We start from the raw sequence: 15043 nt of genomic DNA, 5'->3' as shown, positions 1-15043 counted from the left end.
TTTTGGCTATCTGCTAAATAGGTTCCTCCTGAATGACAATTATGGATTTCTTAAGCGTTAATCATTTTTGTTTTTTGTATTTTCAGGTATTTAGAATTTTTATCTATTTAAAATCTCCTGCCTGCATAAACCCGATTTATTTCGTTGCTTATTAAATCGGTTTGGTTGGAATATTAGCGGGATTGGTCGATATTTCTTCGGATTAAAGCAGAATAAGGTTAGCCTTGTTTAAATAAACTGCTTTTCCGGATGATAAAACTAGAAAATTTTTATTACCGCTATTCCCGGAACCAGGAGTTATTTCGGGGATTAAACCTGGAGCTGCTGCCGGGCCAGATCTACGGTTTGCTTGGTAAAAATGGCGCGGGCAAATCTACTTTAATCAAAAATATTGGCGGCATTTTATTTCCTACTACCGGCACTTGTCACGTTTTTGGGCTGGAACCCAAGCAGAGGCAGGTAAGCTTTTTGAAGGATATATTCTTTATTCCGGAAGAATGCTATTTGCCCAACCTAACGGTTAAACAATTCATTCGGGTTTACGCGCCTTTTTACCCAAATTTTGATTTAAACCAATACCAATCCTACCTGGATGCATTTGGCATAGAACCCAGCCGGAAATTACTTTCCTTGTCTTTCGGCCAGAAAAAGAAAACCTTAATTGGTTTTGCCTTAGCTACTAATACCCGGGTGCTCATTCTGGACGAACCAACCAACGGGCTCGATATTCCGGCGAAAGTTGTTTTTCGGAACATGATAAAAGATGCGTTTAAACCCGATCGACTGGTAATAATTTCTTCGCACCAGGTCCGGGATTTGGATGAACTGATTAGCGCCCTGATTATTCTGGATAAAGGAGAAGTGTTGTTGCATGCCGCTAAGGACGAAATTCTGAAAAGGCTTTACTTTGGAACCTCGGCCATTCCTTTGCCCAATTCTGCTGTACTTTACCAGGACAAAGCCCCGAATGGGTGGCCTTACATCGCCGAAAATACCACCGGAAAAACTAGCTACCTGGATATGGAACTGCTATTTAATGCCTTGCTGGAGCATAAAGTTGCTTTACAAAAAGTTTTTTCAGCCACCCAAAAACAGCCGGAATATGAAATTAATTAATGTATCGCTGCTCCTGAAGCGCCAGCTTAAAGAGCATTACCAGCTTTACCTTTTGGGTAGCGTGGCATTGTTCGGGTTACTTTCTTTATTGTTTTTGTTGGTGCACCAATGGCGCGATAGTTTCGCCGGCGCGGTGCAAAACGGAGTATTTTTGATTGGGCTTTTTCTAAGCGGGGGCATTTTCACAGCTACCATGTTCCAGGAGTTTTCTGTGCCAGCAAAAGGGATCTGGCTATTAGGCATTCCCGCCACTGCCGCCGAGAAAGTTATAGCGGCCATCTTTTTATCGGGGTTTGCTTTTTTGGTGGTGTACTTAAGTATATTTTACCTGGCCGATTGGTTGTTTGTGTGGTTAACCTATAAAGAATACAGTACCACGCCGCTGAATCTATTTCGGAATGGATTTTACTGGTTAATTTTTACTTACTTTTTGTTTAACGGCATTATTTTGCTGGGCAGCGTTTACTTTTACAAGCTCAGCTTTATCAAAACCCTACTGGCACTTCTGCTGGTGCTAATAAGCTTAAACTACCTGAATAATTTTTTGATGATGGTTATTTCCGGCATCGAAAATATTAATTCCAGCACTCCCCTGAGTGGTTTCCAGTTTGAACACCAAGGCGAAAATGTTTACGTTACCCTCCCCGAAAGTCTGGATAACCTGAGCAATTTTTTCGTCCGGTTTGTTTTACCAGTTGTTTTTTGGGGCATTACCTGGCTGCGTTTTCGGGAAAAGGAAATTTAAAACACCAGAAAGATGAAACAAAGTAATATAGCCCTGCTGCTACTGGCCCTGGTACTGACCGCGGGCATGGTAACCACCGGCTTTATCCTGAAAAAAGAAGCTGCTAAAATAGATTTAAACGACCCGTTGCGGAATTATGAAACCAGTAATATTCCGGCTTTTAAAGTATTAAAGATAAGCGGCAGCAACGGCTACCCCATTGACATTCAACAGGATTCCAGCACCAGCCTAACCGTGTTGCGCCGGAGAAAAAGTTTTTTGAAAACTAAGCGGCTAGGAGATACTTTAGAAATAATATTTTCGGGGGCAAATATTCCGCTGGAGCAAGCCGAGAAAAATACTACCCCGGCTGGCATCATAATTAAAACCAATTCGGTGGCGAAAATAACTAATCAAAACACCTTTGTCCGGATTATGCATTTTCAGAAAACCAATTTGGATTTAGAATTAACGGGCCAAGCGGTGGCTAATATTAGTAACTGCCAATTCCCGGTACTAAATATCCGGGCCGCGGAGCAGAGCCGGTTTAACTTTGATGGTAAAAATATGGCGGAAAACTTTAACTTAAACCTGCAAAACGCTACTGTTGGCTTCCTGAAAAATATTCACTTTTCTGCTTTAAAACACCAGGTCGGCGATAGTGCGGTAGTCGTTTTATCGAACCAAACTTTGACACAGCTTTTTAACCGGCAAGGCCAAATGTCAGCGCAACCAACCGAATAATTTTTCTACTATCTTAAGCAAGGCTTTCTAAAACTTAGGCGGCCGATATACCATTTAAATTATTTTACGGCAAACCGGTTTATGCGCCTGTCCCTGGACACCTTATTACAGCAAAGACAAAGTAAGCTTGGCTGGCGAATTGCGTCGCATGTGCTTTTCTGGCTAATATTTTTTGGCAGCATCTGGTATTTTAATTCCATATCTTTTAACCCCTATCGCCATACTCCACTAGCGTACATGAGTCCTTTACGGGGTACCCTCAGTATCATTCTTATTTATTACCCGCTGGTTTACTTGGTTGGCTTAAAACTAATCTCTAAAAAAAAGTGGTTAGCGGCTTTAGCAGCGGGGTTAGGCTTATTAATTTTATTTACCATTTTAGATTATGCCGGCGAAATGCTCATCTTAAACCTGTGCCAAGAGTGCCGGGAAGCGGTAATAAAAACGCAAGAAAATTATTACGGATATTTACAGCGGGGTTGGTTGCCGGTGGTATCGTCAAGGGTGGTAAGTTTAGGCGTTTTGTTTGGGCTGATTGTATATATTATGCCAGCCATTGCCCTGAAAGCGGGCCTGGAATATCATCGTCAATATATTCAAAACCTGAAGCTGAACCGGGATAATATTCAGTTGGAGCTAAATTTTCTGAAAGCCCAGCTAAATCCGCATTTTTTGTTTAATACCCTAAATAATTTGTATGGGCTAATTATGCATGGCCGCAACGAGCAATCCGCCGAAACGGTAGCCCGGCTTTCGGATTTTATGCGCTATACCTTGTACGATTCGGCGGAAGAGAAAATAGCCCTGGACAAAGAAATTGGGTTGATTAAAAATTACCTGGAACTGGAAAAACTACGGCTGAATCATACTCCTGTAAATTTTGAATATATCACTGATAATAATAAATATTTTATTCCGCCCTTGTTGTTTATGCCGGTTATTGAAAACGCTTTTAAATATAACCTGGATGCCCCGCAATCGTCGGAAATCCTGATTAAGCTGGCCGTTCAGGACCAAATACTGCATTTTTGTAGCCGTAACACTTTTGAGCCAAGGCAAAAAAAAAATAAAACCGGCGGCATTGGCTTGGTGAACCTGCAAAAACGGCTGGCTATCTATTATCCGGGCAAGCATACTTACCAGGCCCAAATCGAAGGAACGGAATATATTACCAGGCTAACCATAAACCTCACATGAAACTAATTCGCTGCCTGATTGTAGATGATGAGCCGCTGGCCCGCGAAATTATTCAGACGTACCTGCGCAAGGTGCCGGGTTGGGAACTGGTAAAATCCTGTATCAATGCCGAAGAAGCTTACGAAGTTTTAGTGCAGGCGGAAGTAGAGGTGATGTTTCTGGATATTCAAATGCCCGTTATCTCTGGTATTGATTTTCTACGCTCCCTGAAGAACCCGCCCTTGGTAGTTTTTACCACGGCTTACAGCCATTACGCCGTAGATGGTTTTGCTTTACACGCTGCCGATTACCTGCTGAAACCTATTACCATAAATCGGTTTTTTCAGGCGGTGGAAAGGGTACAGGAATTGTTGGCCTTAAAACAAAATCCTTTAAAACCCGCCGAAGAAAAACCTGCCTTTATTTTTGTAAAACACGATGGCCGTTTGTTAAAAATTCACCTCAATGATATTCAATACATTCGGGCCGAAAAAGACTTTAGTACCCTTTACCTTAGGGATAAAAAAATATTGATCAGTATGCATTTAAAACTTTTAGAGGCCGCTTTTCCAACCGATTTATTTCAGCGGGTACACCGCTCTTATATTATTAATTCGGCAAAAATTACTTCTATTTACGGGAACATGGTATTCATTGGAGATACCGAAATTCCCATTGGGGCCAACTATAAAGAGGAGCTATACCGGAAACTACACATCAGCAATTGTTAGATCTAATGGAGCAGTTGTTTTGTAAACAGGGTAATGGCAGCTTATTGTTTCGGTTTGATAAATTTATTCCCGGTAGTTATTCCTGGCAAGTAATTTTTATCTGCCAGAAATAGCTCCCGGGAATAAGCAGAAAAATTTCTTACTGTTTAATTCCTTCGAAGTTCATGCCCTGCACTTTCAGGCTAAGAGTAGAAATTTTCTGATCAGCATTCCGGCCAAAACTAATTACCGAATCATTGGCTCCTGAAAAAACACCGGCTGCTGCGGCAGGGGTAAGGTCCCCTTCGTTACCGCCGGCATTCATGCGCAGTGCGCCATCTTTAAACGTTACCTCGATAAACTCAAAAGGCAGTCCGGTCATTTTATACTTTCCGGTAAAAGCTTCTAATTCTTTAGCCGAAACTTTGCTTTGCGAAGTGGCTGGTTTAGCGTTAGCAGATTGGCTGGTTTGAAACTCCAGATCCATTACCACAAATAAGGCTTGTCCGGCCGGTGCTTTATCATTTTTAAAGACAAAATAAATGTCGTGCATGCTGGTTGCGGCCGCGAGTTTCGCTATTACCGGCGCATTGCTGGCGCCTGGTTCCGGCGGCGAAATCATAGCGGTTTGTCCCACTAGTTTTCCGGTAGGTGCATCCAAACGAACTTCAATGATTCCGCCTGCGGCATTCAACTGAGCTTTTGGCGCACTAGCGGTAAATTTAATCTGTTCAATGCCGGTTAAATCCAGGTTATTAAAGCCAATATGAGAATTCTTTACGGAAGCAATAATGACGGTGCCGTATTTCATAACACCGTCGGTTTTATCAGCTTTTCCCGCCTGGATTTTAGCACTGCGCAAAAGCATGGTTTTTTCGGCGGTAATAGCCGGAATGCCCTTACTGCCCTTATCTTTATAGGCTGCCCGCACAATAAACCGGCCATCTCCTTTTTCACCGGCTGGAATTGTAATAGGATAACTGCCTTTTACCGGAAGCGTATTTACCGCTTTTTTCTCCTCAGAAAGGCTTAAAATATACTTCACCATTTCTGTGGCATCTGTTGACGCTAGTTGCGGATGGGCACTCATGGCTACTTCGCCCCACACCCCGCTGCCACCAGAAATAACTTTCTTAGCCAGCCGTTCGGTGGCTCCAACGTCATTTTTGTACTTCAAGGCTACCTGTTTGTAGGCCGGCCCCACTGATTTCTTATCGATACTATGGCAAGCTTTGCAATCGCTGCTTTCGATTAAGCTCTGGCCTTTCACCACCCCGGCGGCGGCATCGGCACTCCGATGGCCCTGGGCAATGGCTACTAAATCAAATCCTTCCGGTAAGTAATCAATGGTAACTGCTACGGCTTCTGGTTTTATTTTACCATTCGCAAGGCTGCCATCTTCCTTATCGCTTACCTTTACTTCGTATTCAAATGGCTGATTAGGAAAGAAAAACGTCTGGTTGCTGGTTTTGGATTCGAAACTGAGCACCGGTTCTTCATTGCCGGCCATAATTTCCAGCGAGCGGGAACTGCTGCCGCCTTTCGCATCCGTTACCGTAAGCGTGGCTTTGTAAACGCCCGGCTTATCAAACAACATGGTCGGGTTAGCTTCGGTAAAGGTTTTGGTAACACCACCGTTTTGAGCCGTCACTTTCCAAGAATATTTCAAGGCATCGTTATCCGCGTCTTTGGTTCCTCTGGAAGAAAGCTGCGCTTTGAACGGAACAGCCCCACCTCTTTTACTCGAAGCTAGCTGCACCACTGGTTTGCGGTTGCCGGCATTGTACTCGATTCGAACCAGCCGGGCATCGTCGTTTTGGGTAAACCAGCCACTGCCGTATTCCAGCATATACAAATCACCATCCGGACCAAACTCCAAATCGGTAGGATTGGAGAACTTATGGCTAGGCATAATCCGCTCCATCGAAACGTAATTACCATCTTTGTCTAAGGTAACTGCCATTAGCCAACCCCGCATCCACTCGTAAGTTAGGAGTTTGCCGTCGTAGTAGTTCGGGAAAGGACGCTTGGCGTTTTTAAACTGGTCTTGGTAATAAACCGGCCCCGCCATTGCGGAACGTCCACCAGCGCCCACTAACGGGAATTCTTTTGAATCGGCATAGCTGTACCAAATGAAAGCTTTCTGGGCTGGTGGTAATTGGTTTAAACCGGTGTTATTAGGTGAGTTATTTACGGGTTTTGCCGGGTCGTATAGTTCGCCGGATTGATTGGTAGTAAAATCGTACTTGTAATAAGCTTTGTTATCGCCCACAAAATACGGCCAGCCGTAATTACCTGCCTTTCGGGCCTGCCCTACTTCATCTTGGCCGGCCGGTCCACGTTTTTCACCAGGTTGGGCGGCATCTGGTCCAATATCTCCCCAATATAAATAACCGGTTTTTTGGTCAATCGAGATTCTAAAAGGATTCCGGTGGCCCATGGTGTAAATTTCCGGCCGGGTTTTAGGCGTGCCTTTTGGGAATAAATTTCCTTCCGGGATGGTGTAGGAGCCATCTGCTTCCGGATGAATCCGCAGAATCTTACCGCGCAAATCATTGGTGTTGCCCGAAGTCATCTGGGCATCAAACGGCGACCGGCCCGGACGTTCATCCGAAGGGCTGTAGCCATTAGAGCCATGGGGATTAATATTATCGCCGGTAGACAGATACAGGTTGCCTTTTGCATCAAAGGCCAGTGAACCACCAGCGTGGCCGCTGATTTCCCGCTGGGTAGCTACTTCCAACATTACCTTTTTGGAACTCAATACCAGTTCATCGCCTTTCATTTCGTAGCGGGCCAAAATATTTTTGGGCTCCGGGCCTTCCGGCGCGTAATACAGGTAAACCCACCCGTTTTTAGTAAAGTTGGGATCTTTGGTTAAACTGAGTAAGCCTGCTTCATCGTTACCTACTTTTCCTTCTTTATCGGTTACTTTGGTATTCACCGGAATTTTAGTGATTACCTTGGTTTTGCCAGTCGCCGGGCTATAAAGCTTTACATTGCCGCCTCGTTCTATAAACAGTACCCGGTTATCTGGCAGCACAGTTAACTCCATTGGTTCATCTAGCTTTTCTTCCAGTATCACTTTGGCAAAGCGATTTTCTTCCGGCATTTTTTTGGTTTTAACCTTGGTGTAATCTAAAGGCTTGGGCGTACTACCACCCATTACATAATTTAAACCAGCAGACAAATGCTTCAAAAATAATGGTTCCGAGAACGAAGCATCGGTGTGACCACCGGCGGTGTAAAACGAGCGGCCGCCATCAAATTCCTGGTACCAGGCCATGGGATGGTTATCGCCGTTGGTACCGCCCCGGTAGGTTTTTTCATCTATTTTTAACAAAACCTTTATGGCCGGGCTGATATTTTTGTAAGAATAAAATTCATCGGTCCGCTCCCAACGCTCCGGTAAAAAGCTGGTGGCTGGGTGGCTTTTATCTATCACCACAAACGTACCTTTCTGCACGTTATCCGGGTTAGGATGATTATCGAACCATGCGCCGGCCAGTTTATTGTACCAAGGCCACTCGTATTCGGTATCGGCGGCGGCGTGAATACCTAAGTAACCGCCACCCGCCTGAATGTAGCGCTCGAAGGCATTCTGTTGCTGCGCATTTAGTACGTCGCCGGTCGTATTTAAAAATACCACAGCCTGGTAACGCTTCAGATTGGCTTCATCAAACTGATCGGAATTTTCGGTTAAATCTACCGTAAAGCCGTTTTGTTTGCCTAGCTGCTGAAAAGCTTTTTGGCCTGCTTCAATAGAGCCGTGCCGGAAACCGGCGGTTTTGCTGAACACTAAAATGCGCGGAGGGTCTTTCACAACTACATAAGACCACAAACCAATGGTTAGCAGGCAAAGTAATACCGCTCCGAAAATTCTCCGGAGCGGTAAAGAGAAATATTGCATCATATATAAAAGATATTTATCCGATTACAGGACTGAATGGTCTTACTTGGCTTTCGACCCTTCCATGTTGAACATGTCCATAATGCTGCCTTTCACCGCAGTATCATCTTTCTTTTCTAAGTTCAGGTAAACTTCCATATTGTGTTCCGGAGCCATAAAATAAGCGGTTACTTTATTGCCGGCCAGTTCCACCTTCGTGAAAGGATTGGCAACTTTTTTAGTAGCAGGATCCAAAATGCCGCCGGTGAGTTTACCGTCCTTTTTCTCAAATAATAAAATCATTTCGGTATCACCGTCGGGTAATCCAAAAGCCTTAACATTCCAGGTACCGGCAAAATAATCGGCAGGAGCAGTTTGGGCCTGCAAATTGGTTGCAAAAACCAGTAGAGATAAGAAACTAAGAACGAAAAGGGTGCTTAACTTTTTCATGATTAATAAGGGTTTTAGGTGAATGGATAAGTAAAAAGGATTAAGAAATGAGTGCTTTAGAAGTAAGTAACTTCAAATTGTAAATTTTACGGAATAAAGATAAAGAACTTTCTTTTACAATGCGTAAATTTTACAGAATAAAATTTTAATTTTGTTTTATGAACACGCTAGAAGAAGTAAATGACTTTGTGCATAACGGCCACCAAGAATACCTGCCGCATGTGAGCATCGACCCCGTAATATTTGGCTACCACCAGCAGAAGCTTAAAATTTTATTGCTTCGTTGGAAGGGACTTGATGGGTGGGGACTACCTGGCGGTTTTATTAAACGCAGAGAACTTTTGAGCCAGGCTGCTTATCGCATTCTGCATGAGAAAACCAGCCTAAGCGACTTATTTTTACAGCAGTTTCATGTTTTTGGCGATTCGCCATACCGGGTTCAGGAAAGAAATGCCAGTGAATACAAAGAAAAATTTGGGTTAGAAGTTGAGCCAAATAATTGGCTGCTGGAGCGAACCTTATCGATTGGCTATTTTGCCTTAGTAGATTATTCGAAGGTTTCCGTTACGACCGACTTTTTTACCGAAGATTACCATTGGTTCGATGTAAGTGATATTCCTCCAATATTATTTGACCAGAATGAAACGGTGGAGAAAGCTTTATTAACCCTCCGGCTTCAGATTTACCACCAACCTATTGGCTACAACCTATTGCCCGAAAAATTTACTATTCCGGAAATTCACACGCTCTACGAAACCATTCTGGGCAAAGAGCTGGACCAGCGCAATTTTTCTAAAAAGTTAATTGCTTTAGGATTGATTAAAAAATTAGATGAACGCCGGTCGATTGGCGCGCACCGCTCGCCTTACTTATACCAGTTTGAAAAAGAACAGTATGAGCATGCCTTACAAGAAGGAATCGTGCATACTTACTAGTTTTCTTATAGTCTAGCGCGCTACGGTATAAAAGCAAATTATTAGCTTTTAATTTAGACTATAAAACAGCAACGCCTACCAGATTGGTAGGCGTTGCTGTTTTATTTTGTGAATATTTAAAACCTTGCTTAATAGCTTACCAGATATTCAGAATCATGGCTGCCCCTAGTGCAGTTCCTTGCGAGTTTTCCGAAATAACAATATTCAAATCCGGGAAGTTAGCCTGTAGCAGGTGCATGAATATTTTATTTTTGCTAAAGCCGCCGTCTACTAATAAATATTCGAAACTACTCAGGTTGTATTCACCAGCCAGGCGAATGGCTTCTACCTGGGGCTCGGTAATTTTTTGCATGAGCACATGATAAGCCTCCTCGTAAGTTTCGAATTGGGCAAAATCTAACTGAATATTAAGCTTGGTTGTTTTAGTAGCCGTTAAAGTGCTTTCATCCGGTGTCACAGGCTCATCAGTCAGGGGCTTGATGTAGGCCGGATTGTAGGTAACTATTTTAAAATAATCAGCGGGTTTGTTGTAATGGGTGGCTAATTTTTTAACCTGTTCTTCGTGTTCGTTGCCAATAAACATACGCGATGCTTTTACCCGCTGGCCGTTGTAGGTTAGAAAATTTAAACAATCCTGCTGCAACTCTTCCTTGGTTAAATTTTCTTTGGCAAATGGGTTTAAGGTAATGCCCCAGGTACCGGTTGAAAGCAGTAAAAACGGATCAGTGTATTTATACAGGTAAGGAATCAGAGCCGAAGAGCTGTCGTGCAATCCAATGCCGGCCGGTATTCTTTTCTTCCGGAAATTGGTACTGAAGGTATTGCGTTGTTCGGTAATCCGGGGTAAGAGGCTAATAATATTTTCTTCGTAAACCCAGTTATGGTAGCATTTGGTTTCGAAGTTCCAGAGGCCGGTGTGGCAGCCAATGCTGGTATATTCCGATACCATATTGCCCGAGAACAAGAAAGAAACGTACTGGGGCAAATGGAGCGAGGTTTTTATTTTGGCGAAAAGCTCTGGTTTTTTGTATTTCAGCCAGTACAATTGCAGACCCGAATTGAGCATACCCAGGTTAGGCGAAGCAGTAATGGTAGCAAAAGTTAATTTATCACCGTAGCGGTCGTAAAATTGTTTTTCTAAATCTTCGGGATACGGTTTTAAGTAGGAGTAAAGCGGCGTAGCGGGTTTAAGTTGCGCGTTTAAATGCACCATGCTGGCGCCGTAGGTGGTAAAGTTTACCCCAATTACATCAAACCGTTCGTCAGCTTCCAGTTCTTTCCAGGTAGCCAGCAGCCAGGCGGTAAGCCTATCTACATCTTCGCAGGGATAGCCGTCATCATCCTTAATTTCAGATAACCGTGCTTCTATTTCATGAATAATATTAAAATAATGGTCGAAAAGAATACACTTTTTATTTGTTTTGCCAATATCGAAAACTGCCACACAAGATACCATACGCAATCGGGTGTTTAAAAATGGTGGAAAATTAAGAACGGGATGTTAATGGCAGCAGCCCCAGACACCCAGGTGCCTGAGGCTGCTGTTTTTGTAATATTTCTTTAATATAGAACTTTGCCGGGAAATTACAAACCAGTAGAGTAGGTTTTTTCGCCCCGCTGTTTTATTAACTCTTTCCGGATTTTCTGCTCGCGGTAAAAACCAACCGGGTTTAAAGCAGCGCCGGCCTTAAAACGGGCCTCAGCCAGCAAAGGTCTTACATCGGTGCGGTAAGCGTTTTGCAATATTTCCTGGGCCAAAGTAGCATCATTCTGAAGCTGTGCTTTTTCCAGCGCCGGCCGATTAATAATCAACGCTTGGGCATAGGCAATCATGATGGCTTCTACCGACTGCATTAAATCTTCGAGCGGATCTTTTATGTTGTGGCTGGCATCTATCATCCAGCTTAGTTCCGGATTTTTAATCTCGCTGCTGGTCATGCCGTCTACCAGTTCGTTAAATATTAAGAACAACTGGTAAGGTCGCATGGCGCCTACGGTTAAATCATCGTCGCCGTATTTAGAGTCGTTGAAGTGGAACCCACCTAATTTGCCTTCCATCAAAAAACGCGATACAATTTGCTCGATATTAGTGTTGGGTAAATGGTGACCTAAATCGACCAAACCCAATGCTTTTTCGCCGAGTTTCTGGCAGAAAAGGAGCGAAGAACCCCAGTCGGCAACTACGGTAGAGTAGAAGTGCGGCTCGTAAGGTTTGTACTCGATGAATACTTTCCAATCAGCGGGTAGCTGGGCGTAAATCTGCTCAAAAGAATCTAACGTACGGGCAAAAGAACGCCGGAAATTCTGCTGACCCGGGAAATCAGTGCCATCCGAAAGCCAGATGGTTAAAGATTTGGAACCTAGTTCTACCCCGTGCCGGATAACTTCTACATTATGGGCAATGGCCTGATCACGCACGGCTTTATCGGTATGCGACAACGAACCAAATTTATAAGAGTAATCCTGGTTTTCCTGGTCCTGGAACGTATTTGAATTAACGGCATCGAACTTCAGTTCAAAAGAAGCGGCCAGTTGCTGAATGGCTTTTGGGTTTTGCGGAATATCCCAGGGAATGTGCAGCGAAATAGCCCCACTCGATTGGTTCAGGGCGTGGAGCAAACCCACGTCTTCAATCTTTTCTTCGAGACTGCGGGGCTCACCGCCACCGGCAAACCGGCCAAAACGCGTGCCACCCGTACCCAAAGCCCAGCTCGGAATGGCTACCTGGAAGGCGGCTAAACGCTCCAGAATAGTATTCACGTTGTGCCCTTCGTCCTGCAGAACAGAAGCTAACAACCCATACTTTTTTTGGTGCAAGGCATTTCCCTGGCTGTTATGCTGATCGAGGAGCGATTTATCTAAAATCATTATTTTAAATTCAAAAATTTGTGGTGAATAATATTAGGGTTTACTATAACTTTGAAAAGAGATAGCGGTACCGCGGGTGGCTTTTCCGAGTTAGCTCAGAAAAAAGTTAAAGTTAATAAACCACCCAAATTTTTAACCAAAACAAACCGGCCCACGGTTACCGACTATTTCTGCAAATTAGCGTACAAAAGCGGCTGGTACGCCACCATCTACGTTTATTACGTTGCCGGTGCTCTTGTGCAGCAAGCCGCCTACGCATAAGAATACCGCGTTGGCAATATCTTCGGCTAATATTTCTTCGTTTAACACAGTGCGTTTGGCATAATAAGCCGGCAGCTCTTCAATGGAAATACCGTAGGCTTTGGCCCGACCGGCAGCCCAACCGCTTTCCCAAATTTTGCTACCCCGGATTACAGCATCCGGATTTACTACGTTTACGCGAATTTTTTCGGGTCCTAGTTCCGCAGCCATTAGTCGCGACATGTGCAACTGGGCAGCTTTGGCGGTACCATAGGCTACGTTATTGGGGCCGGATACCAGCGCGTTTTTGCTCACAATATTTACAATATCGCCGCCGGTTTGCTGCTTGCGCAATATTCCCAAGCCTTCTTTAGAAACCAGGAACTGACCTTTCACCAAAACATCCTGTAAAATATCGTAATCGGCTTCGGTGGTATCGGCAATAGATTTAGAAATAGATAAGCCGGCGCAGTTTACAATAATATCAACCCCGCCAAAGCTTAAATTAGCCGTTTTAAAGGCATTTACAATGGCGTTGCCATCGGTAACGTTTAATGTAGCTGTTACAGCAGTGTCTTTGCCAAATGCTTTTTTGAATTCGTCGTTTACCTCATTCAAGGCCTTTTCGTTCATGTCGGTAATAACCACGCAGGCACCTTCCTGGGCTAATTTTTCAGCGATGGCTTTACCAATCCCTCCGGAACCGCCAGTTACCAGGGCAATTTTCCGCGAAAGTGGTTTTTCTTTCGGCATGCGTTGCAGCTTGGCTTCTTCCAATAACCAGTATTCAATGTTAAAGGCTTCCTGCTCGGGCAAACCCTGGTATTCCGAAATGGCTTCGGCACCGCGCATTACGTTAATGGCATTAATATAGAACTCGCTCGAAACCCGGGCGGTCTGCTTATCTTTCGCAAACGAGAACATGCCTACGCCAGGGTACAAAATAATTACCGGGTTGGTATCGCGCACGGCCGGGCTGTTGGTGTGCTTGCAACGCTCGTAATATGCATTGTAATCGGCGCGGTAATCTTCAAACTGCTGTACCAATTGTTCTTTCAGTTGCTGGGTATCAGATAAATCGGCATCAGGGGTTAAGTTTAGCACCAGCGGACGGATTTTGGTACGCAAAAAGTGGTCGGGGCAACTGGTGCCCAACGGCGCCAGTTTGTCTAAATCGTTGCTGTTAATATATTCCAATACCCGCTCATCATCGGTGAAGTGGCCAATCATGCGGTTCTGGCTGGAGCACAAACCCCGTAGCAAAGGAATTAAAGTATTGGCTTTTTCTAAACGCTGTTCCTTGGGCAAGGACTGAATTTTAGCTCCACCAAATACCGGGCGGTTTTTGCCGTAGTTTTCGTTCAGGTATTCCGAAGCGCGTTCGATGGTTTCTAAAGTATTAATGTAGCTTTCGTAAGCCGTATCGCCCCAGGTAAATAGGCCGTGGCTACCCAAAATTAAACCAGTTATGCCGGGATTTTCCTGTACCGTTCTTTCCAGAATTAAACCCAAATCGAAACCGGGCTTTTGCCAGGGAACCCAGGCCAGTTTGCCACCAAACAATTCTTTGGTTATCTGCTCGCCGTTTTTAGCAGCCGCAATGGCAATAATAGCATCGGGGTGCAGGTGGTCGATGTGTTTAAAAGGTAAAAAAGCGTGTAAAGGCGTATCGATGGAAGGGGCTTTGGAATCGAGGTCGTAGATGCAATGGTTAAACAAACCTACCATTTCGTCTTCGTTTTCTAAACCCCGGTAGCGTTTTTTCAGGCTGTGCAGTTTATCTACGTAAAGAGCGGCCAAACCGCTTTTCTTTAACGTCCCCAGGTCACCGCCCGAGCCTTTTACCCACATTACTTCTACATCCTGGCCGGTAAGCGGATCAGTTTCCATTACTTTACAACTAGTATTGCCGCCGGCGTAGTTGGTTAACCGTAAGTCGGCACCTAACAGGTTAGAACGATAGATTAAAAGGGCTACTTCGTCGTTACCCAACGAGCTTGCTACTTCTTCGTCCCAAAGATAACTTACATACTTATAAGAAATTTTATCTACCGTATTTTCCATGTTATTAATATGAATATTAAAAAATTAATTTGCTCTTACTTATGCGTTTGATTATGTAACCGGTTGCCGAAAACTTAATTTCAGGAAGCGGTAGTTAACAAATCTAAAAACCCGGAAGGGGTAATCC

The 15043-nt window shown here is 44.1% G+C and carries 11 protein-coding genes; 6 read left to right on the top strand and 5 right to left on the bottom strand.

Annotated elements, in window-relative coordinates:
• Positions 1–249 precede the first annotated feature (249 nt).
• The 5 genes from AAE02nite_RS20345 (at position 250) to AAE02nite_RS20325 (ending at position 4491) form a co-directional block, all read left to right on the top strand.
• Entirely contained in the window at positions 250–1116 is an 867-nt protein-coding gene (locus tag AAE02nite_RS20345; protein WP_146902272.1) for an ABC transporter ATP-binding protein, read from the top strand.
• Positions 1103–1861 (top strand): hypothetical protein, encoded by a 759-nt coding sequence (locus tag AAE02nite_RS20340; RefSeq protein ID WP_146902269.1) that lies wholly within the window; start codon positions 1103–1105, stop codon positions 1859–1861. Before AAE02nite_RS20345 ends, AAE02nite_RS20340 begins: the two co-directional genes overlap by 14 nt.
• A gap of 12 nt (positions 1862–1873) precedes the next feature.
• The gene (locus tag AAE02nite_RS20335; RefSeq protein ID WP_146902266.1) at positions 1874–2584 is read left to right on the top strand and encodes a hypothetical protein; all 711 of its coding nucleotides are present in this window, start codon (positions 1874–1876) and stop codon (positions 2582–2584) included.
• 81 nt (positions 2585–2665) lie between these two features.
• A complete protein-coding gene (locus AAE02nite_RS20330; RefSeq protein WP_146902263.1) occupies positions 2666–3781 on the top strand; it encodes a sensor histidine kinase in 1116 nt (371 codons plus the stop codon).
• Positions 3778–4491: a LytR/AlgR family response regulator transcription factor gene (locus AAE02nite_RS20325; RefSeq protein ID WP_146902260.1), complete on the top strand. Its 714-nt coding sequence runs from the start codon at positions 3778–3780 to the stop codon at positions 4489–4491. Before AAE02nite_RS20330 ends, AAE02nite_RS20325 begins: the two co-directional genes overlap by 4 nt.
• Positions 4492–4630: 139 nt before the next feature.
• On the opposite strand, the gene AAE02nite_RS20320 is transcribed toward AAE02nite_RS20325, so the two are convergent.
• Together AAE02nite_RS20320 and AAE02nite_RS20315 are read right to left on the bottom strand one after the other, a co-directional pair.
• Entirely contained in the window at positions 4631–8383 is a 3753-nt protein-coding gene (locus AAE02nite_RS20320) for a ThuA domain-containing protein (protein ID WP_246151202.1), read from the bottom strand.
• A gap of 39 nt (positions 8384–8422) precedes the next feature.
• Positions 8423–8809, bottom strand: coding sequence for a hypothetical protein (locus tag AAE02nite_RS20315; protein ID WP_146902257.1), 387 nt, complete (start codon positions 8807–8809; stop codon positions 8423–8425).
• A gap of 158 nt (positions 8810–8967) precedes the next feature.
• Between AAE02nite_RS20315 and AAE02nite_RS20310 the strand changes: the two genes are divergently transcribed.
• A complete protein-coding gene (locus tag AAE02nite_RS20310) occupies positions 8968–9744 on the top strand; it encodes an NUDIX hydrolase (RefSeq protein WP_146902254.1) in 777 nt (258 codons plus the stop codon).
• A gap of 136 nt (positions 9745–9880) precedes the next feature.
• On the opposite strand, the gene AAE02nite_RS20305 is transcribed toward AAE02nite_RS20310, so the two are convergent.
• The 3 genes from AAE02nite_RS20305 to AAE02nite_RS20295 form a co-directional block, all read right to left on the bottom strand.
• Positions 9881–11200 carry an FGGY-family carbohydrate kinase gene (locus AAE02nite_RS20305; RefSeq protein ID WP_146902251.1) on the bottom strand — a complete coding sequence of 440 codons (1320 nt, stop codon included), beginning with the start codon at positions 11198–11200 and terminating at the stop codon, positions 9881–9883.
• A 128-nt stretch (positions 11201–11328) separates the two neighbouring features.
• Positions 11329–12612, bottom strand: a complete 1284-nt coding sequence (locus AAE02nite_RS20300; RefSeq protein ID WP_146902248.1) for a sugar isomerase — start codon at positions 12610–12612, stop codon at positions 11329–11331.
• A gap of 177 nt (positions 12613–12789) precedes the next feature.
• Positions 12790–14916, bottom strand: a complete 2127-nt coding sequence (locus AAE02nite_RS20295; RefSeq protein WP_146902245.1) for a bifunctional aldolase/short-chain dehydrogenase — start codon at positions 14914–14916, stop codon at positions 12790–12792.
• Positions 14917–15043: the final 127 nt, after the last annotated feature.

Source organism: Adhaeribacter aerolatus (assembly GCF_007991635.1).
GTDB lineage: Bacteria > Bacteroidota > Bacteroidia > Cytophagales > Hymenobacteraceae > Adhaeribacter > Adhaeribacter aerolatus.
This window is presented reverse-complemented; position numbering and strand designations above follow the sequence as displayed.